This window comes from Reyranella sp. (assembly GCF_004297405.1).
In the GTDB taxonomy this organism is placed as follows: domain Bacteria; phylum Pseudomonadota; class Alphaproteobacteria; order Reyranellales; family Reyranellaceae; genus Reyranella.
In genome coordinates, this window is record NZ_SCVC01000006.1 from 353,683 (window position 1) to 368,226 (window position 14,544).

Here is a 14,544-nt window from a genome sequence, read left to right on the forward strand (position 1 = left end):
CCTAGGCTGGCTCCTGGTCGCGGGCGGCCCACATCTTCTTGAAGGCCGGTCGCGCCTGGCAGGCCGCGAGCCAGGCTTTCACCTTGGGCGCCGCGTCGAACAACTCAGGCGCAGCCAGGGCGTAGCGCAGCACTTCGGCAGCGTTGATGTCCGCCACTGTGAAGCGGCCGCCAACCAGGAAGCCGTCTGCGAGGGCGCGGTCGAGCACGGAGAAGGGGGCCTTCAGCGCCTCGACGGACGCATCTGCAGACTTGGTGTCCTTCGTTCCCCAGGGATTGCCGACGCGATTGTAGAGCACGTTGAGCGCGTTCGACTCGACTTCGGTCGCTGCCCACAGCGCCCACATGCTCATCTGGCCTTCCTCGGCGATATCCTTCGGCGCGAGCGGGCCACCATGCTTGCGCGCGAGATAGAGATTGATGGCGAGCGACTCGTGCAGAACCAGTCCATCGTCCTCGATCGAGGGAATGTGGCCATTGGGATTCACTTTGAGGAATTCCGGCGAACGGGTGTGCAACATGCCGGCAGGCACGGGACGATAGTGCTGAATCACCGGCACATGCTTGAAGGGGATGCCCAGCTCTTCCGCCAGCCAAATGTTGCGAGACGCCCGCGAGCGGTAAACGCCGTAAATCGTAAGCATTTTCTTGTTTCTAAGCCTCAAACCAAACAGGGAAACCCTCTACAGAGACGCTGCAGAAAGTGATGGCAATCATCACATTTCAAACAGTATGTTGTCGACGGGGAGTGGTTGGGAGGCGTTGCGTGAAGCGTGGTTACAAGCGTTCGTCTGCAGTACGCAGGCGACTGGGGAGAAGTGCGACTCAAGGACTTCTGGCCATCTGGGGAGCGGGAACTTTCCTCGCAACAGCGGCGACGGCAGCGGACTTCACCGTCAGCAACACCAACGACAGCGGAGCCGGCTCGCTGCGGCAGGCCATCATCAATTCGAACGCCGCAGGCGGCTCCAACACCATCAACTTTGCCACGAGTGGCACGGTCACCTTAGCCAGCGACCTGCCGGCGATTACGAGCAGCGTCAGCATTGCCGGCAACAGCGCGACGCTCAATGGTGCCAATGCCCACCGCGGCCTGTTGGTCTATTCGGGCACGGTCGCGATCCAGAACTTCATCATTCAGAACGCCACTGCAACCGGAGGCAGAGGGGGCGACGGCAATGGCGCCGGCGGCGGCGGTGCCGGTCTGGGCGGCGCTTTGTTCGTTGCGGCTGGAGCGTCCGTTACCGGCTTCAACCTCAGCATCGTCGATAGCAAGGCGGTTGGCGGGGCGGGCGGAACGTACAACCTGAATTTCGGCGGCGGTGGCGGCGGTGGCCTTGGGGGAGATGGTGGGCGATCCGGTCAAGACCCGGAAGGCACCGGCGGTGGCGGAGGCGTCGGCCGCGTCGCAAGTGGCGGTGCGAGCAGCAGCAATGGCGCCGCGGGCATCGTCGCGGGCCAGCCGGGTGGCGGGGCCGGTGCTTTGGGCGCCGCTGGAACCGGCGGAACTGCCGGCGGTGGCGGTGGCGGCGGTGGGATTACCAGTTCTGCTGGCGGCGGCGGCGGCGGCGGTATTGGCGGCGGGACGGCGACCGCGAGCACTGCGGGCAACGGCGGGTTCGGTGGCGGTGGCGGTGGCTTGAGCAACCTGCCCGAGCTGGCCGGCGGCAACGGCGGTTTTGGGGGCGGCGGTGGAGGTGGCAGCGGCAGTGGCGCTGGTGGTGGCGGCAACGGCGGCTTTGGTGGCGGCAGCGGCGGCGCAGCCCAAAGCCTCTCTGCGGCGTCCGCTGGCTTCGGAGGTGGCACCGGCGGCAACGATGGCGGCGGCGGCGGTGGTGGGCTCGGCGCGGGTGGTGGCATCTTCGTCCAGCAGGGCGGGAACCTTCTGCTGACTGGACCGCTCATCGTCGGCGGAAACAGCGTGGCGCTCGGGAATGGAGGTTCCAGCCAATACGGCACCAGCGGAACGGCAGGATCGGCATTCGGCGCTGGCATCTTTCTGCAGGGCAACGGCCAACTCACCTTCTCGGCGGGTACCGAGGGACAAACGATCACGGACGTTATCGCGGACCAGACAGGATCTGGTGGAACGGGCGCCAATGCCGGTAGCTATCAGCTAGTCATCAACGGCCCCGGAACGCTCTACCTGCAGGCCAACAACAGCTACAGCGGCGGCACTCTGGTGAACGGCGCCACGCTGTGGGCCGATTCCGATGCCAGTCTGGGAACCGTCAGTGGTGCCCTTACCCTCATGGGAGGCACCTTTCAGCCCCTGACAAGCATCGATACGTCCCGGCAGATCGTGATGGGCGGGGGCAACAATACGATTCTCGTCGGTACGGGAATCGAGCTGGCGGCCCCGGTTGCTGGCCCTGGCAATCTGACCAAGGTCGGCCTCGGGCTGATGACACTGAAAGACTCGTCGACCTTCACCGGCAACCTGGTCGTGAGCCAAGGGACGGTTGGGCTGGCGGCTGCAGATTTTTCGCGCATCCCCGTGATTACCGTCGCCTCGTCGACGACGCTTGCGATCAATGCGCCGACGGTGGCGATTGCGGCCCTGTCTGGCAGCGGTACAGTAAGCGTCGGCAGCAACACGCTGCGCATAGGAGTTGGCACGTCGTTCCAGGGCAGCTTCACCGGCAATGGGCAAATCTCGGTCGCCGCGCCTGTCCATTTGTCCGGCGTGTCGAGTTTCTCAGGGACCGTCGGCATTGGTGCCGACGCCACACTCGGACTGATCGGTGCTGCATCGCTCGCCGCGGCAAGCCAAATCCAGTTTGAATACACCGGTGCCTCCACGGGCGCTTTCGACATCTCCGGTACGAACGCGGGTGCATCGGTCAATGTCCTGTCCGACATTGTCGGCGGCGGTGTCGTCAATCTTGGCTCCAAGACGCTGTCCATCGCTCAAAATTCCACTTTCGCCGGCGTGCTTCGCGATGGTGGTTCGGGTGGTGGCACAGGGGGCCAGCTCAATGTGACCGGGGCGACAACCAGCCTGGGTGGGGCCAATGCTTACACCGGTGCCACGACCGTGCAGGGCGGAGCGCGTCTTGCCTTGACTGGCGCAGGCAGCATCGCAACCTCGAGTCAGGTCAATCTCGCGGGCGTCCTGGCGGTCTTCGATATTGCGGCGGCCGCTGGCGGGCGCTCGATCCAAAGCCTGACGGGCCAGGCAGGCTCGGTCGTGGCTCTGGGCGCCAACAGCCTGACAGTCGGCAATTCGGCATCGACGACATTTGCCGGATCAATCGCAGGCACGGGAGCCCTCATCAAGCAGGGGACGGGAACGCTGTCGCTGACTGGCGCCAATGCAGTCGGCGGCACAACGGTGAACGGAGGCCTGCTGGTTGTGAATGGCAGCCTGACGGGCGGCGTCACCGTGGCGGCGGGTGGCACCGTCGGCGGCATCGGCACGATCAGCGGACCGTTCGTCAGCAATGGCGGCATCCTGGCGCCGGGCAATTCGATCGGTACCCTGAATGTTAACGGCAGCTTCGCGCAGAACGGCACGACCTACGCCGTCGAGGTGAACGCGGGCGGTCAGTCCGACCTGATCAATGTCTCGGGTGCGCCTGGTACGGCTGCGATCAATGGGGGCACCGTGCAGGTGCTCGCCCAGCCTGGCAGTTATCGGCAAACGACGACCTACACGATCCTGACCGCGACCGGAGGGGTGAGCGGAACCTATAGCGGCGTGACGAGCAACCTGGCGTTCCTGACACCTTCGCTGAGCTACGGTGCCAACAATGTGCTGTTGACCCTGACGCGCTCGGCCAACGCGTTTGCCAGCGGTGCGCAGACACCGAATCAACTGGCCGTGGCCACGGTCCTGGATCTCGTGGCGCCGATGGCGGCGGGCGACTTTGCCGACGCCCATGCTGCAATGATCGGCCTGACGACAGGGCAAGGGCCAGCGGCGTTGGATGCGATCAGCGGCCAGCCCTACACCGGCTTGGGCGCGATGAACATCGCTGCGGGTTTGACCTTCCTCAACACGGTAGGCCGTCAGGTTGCGGATGCTCGCGCCGGGGGAGGAAGCGGCACACGCGTGGCGTTGGCGACCGCGGACGAAGCGGCCTGCGCCGAGAATACATGCGATGCCATGGCCCCAACCAATTGGAGTGCCTGGCTGAGTGGCCTCGCGGGTTTCGGCAGCGTCGGCGGCAGCACGAACGCAGGCACGCTGACCTACAGCCTGGGTGGCGCGGCAGTCGGTGTCGACTATCGTTTCGATCCGCGCTTCGTAGCGGGGTTGGCCATCGGCTTCAGCAGCAGCCAGCAATGGGTCGGTGGCTTCCTGGGTAATGGCTGGTCGAATACCTACAGCGCGGCGCTTTACGGGTCCTTCACCCAGGGCGGTTTCTACGCCGACGGGCTCGTCGGCTATGGCTGGTCGGACAACCGCATGCAGCGCGTGCTCTCGATTCCCGGCCTTGCCTCTTTGGTTGCCACCGGCAACACGGGTGCTTCGCAGTTCCTGGGGCAGATCGAGGTCGGCTATCGGATTGGCCTCCATGAACCGACGCAGGTTTCACTGACTCCATTTGCGCGCTTCCAGACGGTGGCGGCATCACAGAGTGGCTTTGCCGAGAGCGGCGCAAATTCTCTCAGCCTGGTCGTTGCCAACCAGAATACGACCAGCGTCCGCACGGTGCTGGGTGTCGACCTGGCCGCCAATCTGCCGATCGGGAGTCAGCGAACCCTGGATACGACGCTGCGTCTGGGTTGGGCGCATGAATATGCGTCGACGGTACGGCCAATGACCGCGTCCTTCGCGGGCGCGCCGGGAGTGCCGTTCACGGTCTACGGGGCGGAGCCACTGCGCAACGCGGCGGTGATCGGCTTTGGTCTCAACACGAAGATCGGCGATCGGACATCGATCTACGCCCGCTACGACGGTGAGATCACGGGCCGCGACGACATGCATGCTGTCTCGGCAGGGTTTCGCTTCACCTGGTGAGGTCGGGTCGAACGATGCGCCGCTCTAAGCTATGAGCGGCGCGTCGCGACCGACGAACTGAACGCGCAGCTCGCGCTTCAGCACCTTGCCGGTCGCGTTGCGTGGCAACACGTCGACGAACGCAACGGATTGCGGCACCTTGAACTTGGCAAGCCGTCCGAGGCAGTGCTGGATGACGTCGCCTTCGGCCAGATCCTGATCGGCCTTGCGCACGATGATCGCCATGCCGACTTCGCCCCAGCGTTCATTCGGCACCCCGATGATGGCGGCATCTGCAACCTGCGGGAGCTGGAAGAGGACGTTCTCGACCTCGGCCGGATACACGTTCTCGCCACCGGAGATGTACATGTCCTTCCAGCGGTCGACGATATAGATGAACCCTTCTTCGTCCTGCCGCGCGGCGTCGCCCGTATGCAGCCAGCCGTCAGTGAAGGAACTCTCGGTGGCCTCGGGCTTGTTCCAGTAGCCCGGCGTGATGTTGGGTCCTTTGATCAGCAGCTCACCGATGCCGCCCGGCGGCAGATCGCAACCTTCGTCGTCGACGATGCGAACGGCAGTGTGCATCATGGCCTTGCCAGCCGAACCCAATTTACGGATCGCGTCGGCCGCATCGAGCATCGTGCCGGCGGGGCTGGTCTCGGTCATGCCCCAACCCTGAACAAGCGGCACACCGCGGGCGGTCCAGGTCTCGAGGATCGAGAGGGCGCAGGGCGCGCCGCCGACACCGGCAATCCGGAGCCGCGTGAGATCGGCGCTCTGGAACTTCGGATGCTGCATCATGAACTGGTAGGGCGCAGGTACGGCGAAAAAATGCGTGATGCCGAGCGAAGGATCGGAGATGGCGTCGAGCGCCTGACCGGGATCGAAGGTTCGCATCACCAGGATCGTGCCGCCGGCGTGCAGGACCGGATTGGCGTAACAGTTGAGGCCGCCGGTGTGGAACAGCGGCAGGACCACGAGCTGGACAGTCTCCGGCGTGATCAGGGCAGGGATGCCGAGGTTCACGCAGTTCCAGAAGACCATCCCGTGGGTGATGATCGCGCCCTTGGGATGCCCCGTGGTGCCCGAGGTGTACATCACCATAGCGATGTCGTCGTGCGTGAGTTCTTGGGGCGCAGGCGTGTCGCCAGCTCCGGCAAGAGCGCGCTCGTAGTCGCTGTCGGGCCGCTCGGGATCGATCTCGAGCCGGTTCTTCGAAAGTGCCTTGGCTTGCTCGGCGAAACTGCGATCGTGCACCAGAAGCTTCGGCGTCGAGTCGCCCAGGATGTACTCCAACTCCGGCACGGTGAGGCGCCAGTTGAGCGGCAGCATGATCGCGCCGAGGCGGCCGCAGGCGAACTGAAGCTCGAAATACTCGGGACAGTTGGGCGCGAGCAGCGCCACTCGGTCGCCCTTCGCGATGCCCAACGCCGCCAGCGCAGCCACGAGCCGGTTCGTGCGCCGGTCAAGATCGGCATAGGTGAGCTTGCGCCCGGTCTGCAGGTCGTGGATGGCAAGCGTGTTCGGCCGCCGCCCGGCGTGATGGGTAATCCAGTCGTAGTAGGGGATGGTGGGCATGTCAGTTCACCGCCTTGGTAAAGTCCCGCCAGTAGGGCTCGCGCAACTCACGCTTCAGCACCTTGCCGGCTCCGGAGAGAGGCAGCGGATGATCACGAAAATCGACACTGCGTGGGCATTTGTAGCCGGCGATTCGCTCACGGCAATGCTCCATGATCTCGTCGACAGCAAGCATTACGCCGGGTTTCGCCACGACGATGGCGTGAACTCGCTCGCCCCAGCGCTCGTCGGGAACACCGATTACGGCGACCTCGGCGACGCCCGGCATCAGCGAGATCGCGTTCTCGACTTCCGCCGAATATACGTTCTCGCCGCCAGAGATGATCATGTCCTTGAGGCGGTCGACGATGAAGACGAAGCCTTCCTCGTCCATGTAGGCGCCATCGCCCGAATAGTACCAGCCATCCTCGAGCACCGCGGCGGTCTCGGCCGGCTTGTTCCAATAGCCCTTCATGATGTTGGCGCCGCGGATCGCCAGCTCGCCCGCGGTGCCAGTCGGCACTTCCTTCCGCTCAGCATCGACGACCTTGACCTCACAGGCCAGCACGGTCTGGCCGCACGACTTCAGCCGGCCGGCAAAAGGGCCATCGAGTACCGTGTAGCGAGGGTCGAGCAGGGTGACGATCGGCGAGGCCTCGGTCATGCCATAGCCATGCATCAGGCGGACATGCGGCATCACCTGCATGGCCTTGCGCAGGACGCCCTCGGGCATCGGCGATGCACCGTAGAGAATGAAGGATAGCGTCCTGATGTCGAACTCCGAAAAACTCGGATGGTTGACGAGCATGTTGATCATGGTCGGCACGAACTGCGCGTGCGTCACCTTCTCCATCTGGATGGTCTGCAGGACTTCCATCGGCTCGAAGCGCGGTACGAAGGCGTGGCGGCCGCCCGACATGGTGACGCCGAACGTGGAAGCGCCGTCGGCCAGGTGAAACATGGCGCCAGAGTGGAGGTAGGTCGTGTCGGCGGTGAAACCCATGCCGGCCACACCGTTCAGCGCATTCACGACCAGGTTCGTGTGGGTGAGCATGACGCCCTTGGAGCGCCCCGTGGTGCCGCCGGTGTAGAAGAGGCCGGCCAGGTCGTCGTTGCAGGCGCCCGCGTCGTCGATCGCCTCGTAGTTGGTCAGATCCTCGTAGTGCAGCATGCCTTCGGGGCCCGGCAGGTCGTCGAGCCAGAGGACTTCGCGCAGTGCCGGCGTCTTGCCATCGAGCGCGGGCAGGTGATGCGCCATGCCGGTATCGATGAACAGAGCAACGGCACCGGAATCATTCAGGATGTACTCGATCTCGGGGGTGGCGAGGCGTGTGTTGAGCGGCACCATCGCTGCCCCCAGCCAGGGGATGGCGTACATCAGTTCGAGATAACGATCGGAGTTCAAAGCCAGGATGGCGATCCTGTCGCCGCCGCGCACACCTAGTGCGGAAAGCGCGCCGGCGACCCTGCTCACGCGATCTACGCTCTCCCGCCATGTCCGCCGCCGGCCGGCGAAGCTGGTGGCGATGCCGTCCGGCCGTGTCTGGGCGGCGCGGCGCAGCCCTTGAGTGAGTGCAAACATCCCACGATGCTAGTGGCCTGCTCGTTCGCGCCGCAAGTGGGTTCGTGCTAAGGAAAGGGGCATGAACGACATGACCCCGCCAGCCGGACAGGGCGCACCGATCGAGTTCAACCCGCTCGATCCAGCTTTCATCGCCGATCCGTACCCGTTCTATCGGCATCTGCGCGAAACGGCGCCGGTGTTCAAGGCGCAGCAGGGCTTCTGGCTGCTCACGCGCTACGAAGATGTCGCTTTTGCACTGCGCGACAAGCACTTCGGCAAGGACTTCGCCGGCAATATGCAGCGCCGCTACGGCACGAACCGCATGGAGGAGCCGGCGGTCGCCAGCCTGGCGCGGACCATGCTGGTACAGGATCCGCCTGACCATACGCGGTTGCGCAGCCTCGTCACTAAGGCCTTCACGGCACGGCGTGTTGCCGACATGCGGCCGCGCATCAAAGCGCTGGTCGACGCGCAGCTCGATCGCGTGGCCGACAAGGGCGAGATGGACGTCATGCGCGACCTGGCGCATCGCCTGCCGGTGATCGTGATCTGTGACATGCTGGGCATCCCTGAGGAGCATCGCGCGCCGTTCCTGGCCGGCAGCAACGTCAACGGCCGCATCCTCGAACCGGTGCCGATGACTCGCGAGGAACTCGACCAGGCCAATCGCAACACCCAATTGTCCGGCCTCTATTTCAAGCAGCTCTGCGACCTGCGTCGCCGCGATCCGCAGGACGATCTGACGACTGAGTTGGTGAGGGCGGAGGAAGCCGGCGACAAGCTGTCGGCCGAGGAGCTTGAGGCCAACATGGGCCTGCTGTTCGGCGCTGGCCACGAGACCACGACCAACCTGATCGGCAACGGCCTGCTGGCGCTCCATCGCCAGCGTGATCAGTGGGAGCGGCTGAAGGCCGATCCTTCGCTGATCCCCAACGCCGTCGAGGAGCTGTTGCGCTTCGACTCCTCGGTGCAGCTCACCGGTCGGGTGACCCATGCCGAGGTCGAGGTCGGTGGCGTGACCCTGGGGCCGCAGGAAAGTGTGGTCATGCTTCTCGGCGCGGCCAACCGCGATCCAGCGCAATACCAGGATCCCGATCGGCTCGATGTCGGCCGGCCGAATATCCGGCCGCTGTCGTTTGGTGGCGGCATCCATTTCTGCCTGGGTGCACAGCTCGCGCGTCTCGAAGCGGAACTCGTCTTCGCCGCACTGATCGAACGGATGCCGACCCTCGAACTGCCGGAGAGGGATACACCCGCCTGGCGGCGTAGCTTTACCCTGCGTGGGCTCAGCAAACTTCCGGCGGTGTGGCACTAGACATGGCGGCGCGCTGGCGGGGCGAGGGTGGCCAACATCAAGGCGCCCGCCCTTACCAAGAAGATAGTTGGCGTCAGGTGACGCTAGGTGACGGCTCGCTGCTGGCGGTCGTGGCTGACGGCATGGGTGGTCATGCGGGCGGCGCGATCGCGAGCAAGCTCGCGGTCGACGCTTTCGTCAACGCCGTGGAGCAGGGCGGCGGTCTGGCCGATGGGTTGAAGGGCGCCAACGCAGCCGTGGGCAGGGGCACGGTCGGCAAGCCGCAGCTTGCCGGCATGGGCGCAACCCTGGTGGCGGTACACTTGCGCGGCGACGAGGTGCGCTGGATCAGTGTCGGCGATTCGCCATTCTTCCTTGTCGAGATGGGCCGGATCGAGCGACTGAACGCCGACCATTCCATGGCGCCGCAGATCGACGCGATGGTGGCGCGCGGCCTGCTGACGGAAGAGGAAGCCGAGCATCATCCCGGACGCCATACATTGCGTGAGGCGGTGATGGGCGATCCATTGACCCTGGTCGACAATGGCAGCCGCCGGCTCGGCCCCGATGCGCGCCTGCTGGTGTGCAGCGATGGTATCCAAAGCCTCAAGATGGAGCAGATCCTGGCGCAGATCGGACGTCCGGTCGGCGGTATCATCGAGGCCGTCCTGGCCGCGGCCAAGGAACATCAGGACAATGTGACGGTCGTGAAGCTGGAGCGGGCGCGATGAGTAAGGGACCAGTCATCATCGAAGTCACGCGCGGGCCTGTCGTCGAGAGCCGGCACGAGGGCATCGCTGCCGTCGTGAAAGCGGACGGCACGATCGTGGACTCCTGGGGCGATATCGATGCGGCGATCCTGCCGCGCTCGGCCAACAAGCCGATCCAGGCCATGGCCTTCGTCGAAAGCGGCGCCGTGGAGCGCTTCGGCCTCGGCAACGAGCATATCGCGCTCTCCTGCGCTTCGCACAGTGGTGAGACGCGGCATGTCGAGACGGTGCGGGCCTGGCTGAAGGAGGTCGGCCTGAGCGAAGCCGACCTCGAATGCGGCACGCATGCGCCGCGCCTGCAGACGAGCATCGAGGCACTGGCACGCGAGGGTGTGTTGCCGACCGCTGCCTTCAACAACTGCTCGGGCAAGCACAGTGGCTTCCTGACGACCGCCGTGACCTATGGCGAGCCGACCAAGGACTACATCAAATACGACCATCCGGTGCAGCAGCGCCTGCGCGAGGTGATGAGCGACCTCTGCGGCCTCGACGCCAATGCCTTCCCGCACGGCACCGACGGCTGTGGCATTCCCACCCTGGCGACGCCGCTCAAGCGGCTGGCCCAGGCGATGGCATCCATGGCCGATCCATCACGACTTTCGAGCAAGCGCGCCGATGCCGCTCAGCGTATCCGTGCCGCGATGAACGCCGAGCCGTTCATGGTTGCGGGCAGTGGTCGCTTCTGCACGCGCATCAACGAGGCCGCACCCGGCGTCATCCAGGTGAAGACGGGTGCCGAGGGCGTGTTTTGCGGCATGCTGCCGACCCTGGGCTTGGGCGTGGCGATCAAGATGTGGGATGGCGCCGGCCGGGCCTCGGAAATCGCGATGGCCGCGCTGTTGCACCATCTCGGCGTGCTGCCGGCGAACCAGCGCGAGGAAATCCTGCACCCGCCGGTGAAGAACGTCGTCGGCCTGCTGGTCGGCGAGATGAGGCCAGCGAAGAGCTGGCTGGGCTGAGAGCCCAGCCGGTGAGCATCACGCTCGACATTCTGGAGATCGGCGGACGGGGCGACGGCATCGCCGAGGTCGGCGGTCAGCGCTATTTTGTGCCATTCACGTTGCCGGCCGAGACCGTCGAGGCGGAGCCGCGTGACAAGAGGGGCGAGGGCATTGCCTGCGACCTTCTCGAGATCCTGGCACCATCGCGCCACCGCGAGACGCCGCCGTGCCAGCATTTCGGCGTCTGCGGTGGCTGCGCCCTGCAGCATTGGCGCGGCGACATCTACATGGGCTGGAAGGTCGAGCTCATCACCCGGGCGCTCAGCCAGCACGGCGTCAAAGCGCCGGCATTCGAACGGCCTCTTGCCTGTGAACCGGGTGAACGCCGGCGTGCCGATATCGTATTGCGTCGGCAAGGCCGGCGGGTATTGGCGGGGTTTCACGAACGCGCCAGCCAGAAGATTGTCGATGTCGGCACTTGCGTCGTGGCACGGCCGGCGATCGGCTCGGCCCTCGACGCGTTGCGAGCAGGCATGGCGAGCATCCTGCCGGACGGCGCTGCGGCCGACGCGATCGTCAACGAAACCGACAGCGGCCTCGATGTACTGATCCGGCCGCACAAGCGGCTCACCCTCTCGCTGCAGATGCGTGAGACGCTGGTCACCCTGGCGGAGCGCGCCGACTTTGCGCGTCTGAGTTGGGGCGATCGTGCGACAGCCGAGCCGGTGGTGACGCGCCGGATGCCGTTGCTGATCCTGGGCGATGCGATGGTCGAACCGCCGCCCGGCGCCTTCCTGCAGGCGACCAAGCTGGCAGAGCTTACGATGCGGGCCGCAGTCAATGCCTGGATCGGCGACGCGGCGCGGGTCGCTGACCTGTTTACCGGCATCGGTGCCTTGTCGTTGGGCCGCCCGGGTAAGCTCTCCCTGTTCGAAAGCGACAAGCCCGCGGTCGCGGCCGTCGGCGCGGCGGCACGCAAGCTCGGCGGCAATCGCGTCGTGGCCGAGCGGCGCGATCTCTTTCGCAATCCGCTAACGACGGCTGAACTCGACAGGTTCGACGCCATCATCCTCGATCCGCCGCGTGCAGGGGCGGCCGCGCAGTGCGCTGAGCTTGCGCGCTCGAAGGTGCGAAGGATCGTCTACGGATCCTGTGATCCGGGCAGCTTCGCCCGTGATGTCCGCACTTTGCAGGAAGCCGGATACCGACTGGAGAAACTCATGCCTATCGACCAGTTCCTCTGGTCGGCGCATGTTGAGCTCGTAGCCCTGCTGACCAAATGAATTCAGGAGACGACCGATGATGTTCGACCTTTCCGGCAAGGTGGCCGTTGTGACCGGCGGCAGCCGCGGCATTGGCCGCTCGATCTGCGAGCAGATGGCAGCGCACGGTGCCAAGGTCGTCGTTTCCAGCCGCAAGCTGCCGGCCTGCGAGGAGGTCGTGAAGGGCATCAAGGAAAAGGGTGGCGAGGCGACTGCGGTGGCCGCCAGCATCTCCGACAAGGCCCAGCTCGAGAATCTGGTCGCTGCGGCGCGCAAGGCCTACGGCAAGATCGACATCATGGTCTGCAATGCCGCGTCCAATCCTTACTTCGGCCCGCTGACCGGCCTGAAGGAGGATGTGTTCCAGAAGATCATGCAGAACAACGTGATGTCGAATCTCTGGCTGATGAACATGGTCGGACCGGAGATGGCGGAGCGGAAGGACGGCGCCTTCATCATCGTTTCGTCGATCGGCGCGCTGGTCGGGTCGGCGCATATTGCGGCCTACAACATGAGCAAGGCCGCCGACCTGTCGCTGGTGAAGTCGCTGGCCATGGAGTGGGGAAAGCACAACATCCGGGTCAACGCGATCGCTCCCGGCCTGATCCAGACCGACTTCGCCAAGGCGCTGTGGGACAATCCGCAGATCCGCGCCGCGCAGGAGAACAAGGCCGCCCTGAAGCGCATCGGCCAGCCCGACGATATCGGCGGCGTGGCCGTGTTCCTTGCCTCCAAGGCCGGCAATTTCGTCTGCGGCCAGTGCATCATCGCTGACGGCGGCGTGATCGGCGCCGGCGCCGAGTAGGCTATTTGCCGAGCCGGGCCAGCACGGTCCGGCCACGCGGCGACAGGCGATAGCCGACCTCCAGGCTTTCCGTCAGACCAAACGCCTTCAGCTTACGGACATTGAGCTTGAAGGGTGCTGTCTGCTGCTTGAGTTCGGCTGCCAGCTCGGCTGCACGCCGGCCGGGATGGCGTGCGATCAGGGCGAGCGTGCGCTTCACCCAAGGCGTGGTGCCATCCAATCGTTGAAGGCGTGCGAGCAGGGCGACGAACTCGACACTACCGATCCGCGACTTGCTCCGCAGGGCTATCCGCGGGTCGGCACCAACATGCCGGACCTTGATCCGGTAGACATCGCCCTCGCCACGTTTGGAAAGCTCGGCCTTCAACTCGTCGAGCGAGGAATAGCCAGCTCGTTTGGCGTTCAGGGCGGTGATCGTCGTCAAGGGCACGACGTCGACCTCTTCGATCGCTAGGACGCCGATCGCCGTTTTCAGGGTACCGCCTGCCTTCACCGTCGGCTTGCGCCAACGCCGGAAGATGAGCGAGATCGATCCGTCCACGATCCCGTCGAGAAAGCGGCGCTTCAGCAGCATGTTGGAAAGCCGGCCCTCAGGCCGCGGCGTCGAGCTCGCACCAGACGGGCACGTGGTCCGATGGTTCGGTCATGCCGCGCTCGGCCTTGTCGATGCCGACAGCAGTCAGCCGGTCGGCCGCCTGCGGCGAGAGCAGCAGATGGTCGATCCGGAGGCCATTGTCCTTCTGCCAGGCGCCGGCCTGGTAATCCCAGAAGGTGTAGTGCGCATCCTCGGGGTGGAAGGCGCGGACGGCATCGGTCAGGCCGAGATTGAGCAGCTTGCGCAACGCCGCGCGCGACTCCGGCTGGCAGAGAGCGTCGCCAGAGAAGGCAATGGGATTGAAGACGTCGACCTCGGTCGGGCAGACATTGTAGTCGCCGCCCAGCACGAACATCTCCTCGCGTGCCAGCAGCTCGCGGGCGTGGCTGAACAGCCGCTCCATCCAGGCGAGCTTGTAGGTGAATTTCTCGGTGCCGATCGGATTGCCGTTGGGCAGGTAGATACCGCCTACGGTGAGCGGTCCGCGGGGCGTATGAATGCGTCCCTCGACATAGCGCGCCGGCTCGTCATCGACATGGCCGGGCAGGGCGCGGGCGGTGACATCGAACGGATGCAAGGAGAGAAGGGCGACGCCGTTGAAGCCCTTCTGGCCCACGATCGCCACCTTGTAGCCGGCAGCCTCGACCTCGAGGACGGGGAACTGCGGTTCCTGTGCCTTGATTTCCTGCAGCACGACGACGTCCGGCTTGGCGCGCTCCAGCCACGAAACCAGATTTCCGGTCCGCTTGCGGACGGAATTGACGTTCCAGGTCGCGATCTTCATTGGGCAAAAGTCCTAGCTTTCTTAAAGC

Annotated in this window: 11 protein-coding genes; 6 read left to right on the forward strand and 5 right to left on the reverse strand. The window is 65.1% G+C overall.

Annotation, left to right across the window (positions count from 1 at the left end; translation table 11 throughout):
- Position 1: 1 nt before the first annotated feature.
- Positions 2 to 643 (reverse strand): glutathione S-transferase family protein, encoded by a 642-nt coding sequence (locus EPO50_RS03880; protein WP_296341340.1) that lies wholly within the window; start codon positions 641 to 643, stop codon positions 2 to 4.
- Between the two features lie 122 nt (positions 644 to 765).
- Between EPO50_RS03880 and EPO50_RS03885 the strand changes: the two genes are divergently transcribed.
- A complete protein-coding gene (locus EPO50_RS03885) occupies positions 766 to 4,965 on the forward strand; it encodes an autotransporter domain-containing protein (protein ID WP_296341341.1) in 4,200 nt (1,399 codons plus the stop codon).
- Between the two features lie 24 nt (positions 4,966 to 4,989).
- Here the strand turns inward: EPO50_RS03885 and EPO50_RS03890 are convergent, their stop codons facing one another.
- Positions 4,990 to 6,522, reverse strand: a complete 1,533-nt coding sequence (locus tag EPO50_RS03890; RefSeq protein ID WP_296341342.1) for a long-chain fatty acid--CoA ligase — start codon at positions 6,520 to 6,522, stop codon at positions 4,990 to 4,992.
- Between the two features lies 1 nt (position 6,523).
- On the reverse strand, positions 6,524 to 8,083 hold the full coding sequence (locus EPO50_RS03895; RefSeq protein ID WP_296341343.1) for a long-chain fatty acid--CoA ligase: 1,560 nt from the start codon (positions 8,081 to 8,083) through the stop codon (positions 6,524 to 6,526).
- Between the two features lie 61 nt (positions 8,084 to 8,144).
- On the opposite strand from EPO50_RS03895, the gene EPO50_RS03900 reads away from it, so the two are divergent.
- The 5 genes from EPO50_RS03900 to EPO50_RS03920 are packed head-to-tail and all read left to right on the forward strand — an operon-like array spanning position 8,145 to position 13,137.
- Positions 8,145 to 9,380: a cytochrome P450 gene (locus EPO50_RS03900; RefSeq protein ID WP_296341344.1), complete on the forward strand. Its 1,236-nt coding sequence runs from the start codon at positions 8,145 to 8,147 to the stop codon at positions 9,378 to 9,380.
- A gap of 2 nt (positions 9,381 to 9,382) precedes the next feature.
- On the forward strand, positions 9,383 to 10,090 hold the full coding sequence (locus tag EPO50_RS03905; RefSeq protein ID WP_296342322.1) for a protein phosphatase 2C domain-containing protein: 708 nt from the start codon (positions 9,383 to 9,385) through the stop codon (positions 10,088 to 10,090).
- Positions 10,087 to 11,088, forward strand: a complete 1,002-nt coding sequence (locus EPO50_RS03910) for an asparaginase (RefSeq protein ID WP_296341345.1) — start codon at positions 10,087 to 10,089, stop codon at positions 11,086 to 11,088. The genes EPO50_RS03905 and EPO50_RS03910 overlap by 4 nt, the downstream gene beginning before the upstream one ends.
- A gap of 11 nt (positions 11,089 to 11,099) precedes the next feature.
- On the forward strand, positions 11,100 to 12,353 hold the full coding sequence (locus EPO50_RS03915) for a hypothetical protein (protein WP_296341346.1): 1,254 nt from the start codon (positions 11,100 to 11,102) through the stop codon (positions 12,351 to 12,353).
- Positions 12,354 to 12,369: 16 nt separating this feature from the next.
- Positions 12,370 to 13,137, forward strand: a complete 768-nt coding sequence (locus tag EPO50_RS03920; RefSeq protein ID WP_296341347.1) for an SDR family NAD(P)-dependent oxidoreductase — start codon at positions 12,370 to 12,372, stop codon at positions 13,135 to 13,137.
- 1 nt (position 13,138) lies between these two features.
- Here the strand turns inward: EPO50_RS03920 and EPO50_RS03925 are convergent, their stop codons facing one another.
- Both EPO50_RS03925 and xth read right to left on the reverse strand, forming a co-directional pair.
- Positions 13,139 to 13,711 (reverse strand): hypothetical protein, encoded by a 573-nt coding sequence (locus EPO50_RS03925; RefSeq protein WP_296341348.1) that lies wholly within the window; start codon positions 13,709 to 13,711, stop codon positions 13,139 to 13,141.
- Between the two features lie 16 nt (positions 13,712 to 13,727).
- Positions 13,728 to 14,516: an exodeoxyribonuclease III gene (gene xth / locus EPO50_RS03930; RefSeq protein WP_296341349.1), complete on the reverse strand. Its 789-nt coding sequence runs from the start codon at positions 14,514 to 14,516 to the stop codon at positions 13,728 to 13,730.
- Positions 14,517 to 14,544 lie beyond the last annotated feature (28 nt).